Origin of the sequence: Pseudomonas edaphica (assembly GCF_005863185.1) — a bacterium.
Lineage (GTDB): Bacteria > Pseudomonadota > Gammaproteobacteria > Pseudomonadales > Pseudomonadaceae > Aquipseudomonas > Aquipseudomonas edaphica.
On the sequence record NZ_VBVZ01001136.1, the window covers coordinates 1 to 566 of the forward strand.

The window sequence follows — 566 nt, forward strand, 5'->3', positions numbered from 1 at the left end:
CCACCCCGAGGTGCGCGACCTGGCGTGGGTGATGCTTGCCCCGCCGATGCTTGCGCAAACGCCCTGGCCGCAGCGCCACCCACTGGCCGGCAGCGACTGGGTACAGGCGCCGCACCGGCTCGAACAGTGGTTACGCACCCTCGACCAGGACAGCAGCGCCTTGCAGCATTGGCTAAGCCTGTCGCGCACGCGGCGCCTGGGCCTGTACTACGAGCGCCTGTGGCAATTCGCGGTACAACATGCGCCGGGGGTGGAGTTACTGGCTGCCAACCTGCCGATCCGCCGCGCCGGGCATACGCTGGGCGAGCTGGACATGCTGGTGCGCGACCGCGATGGCGTGCACCACCTGGAACTGGCGATCAAACTGTATCTGGGGCCGCAGGACGGCAACGGCCAGGACCCCGCGCAATGGCTCGGCCCCGGCTGTCATGACCGGCTGGACCGCAAGCTCGCGCACCTGGCCCAGCATCAACTACCGATTTCGGCCCGCCCGGAAAGCCGCGAAGCCCTGGCGGCGCTGGATATTGCGCAGTTCGATGCACATTTGTGGCTGGGCGGGTATTTGC

Annotated in this window: 1 protein-coding gene; it reads left to right on the forward strand. The window is 68.0% G+C overall.

What is annotated here, in order from left to right:
* On the forward strand, nucleotides 1-566 hold a 566-nt coding region (locus FEM54_RS33700; protein ID WP_138454415.1), incomplete at both ends, for a DUF1853 family protein.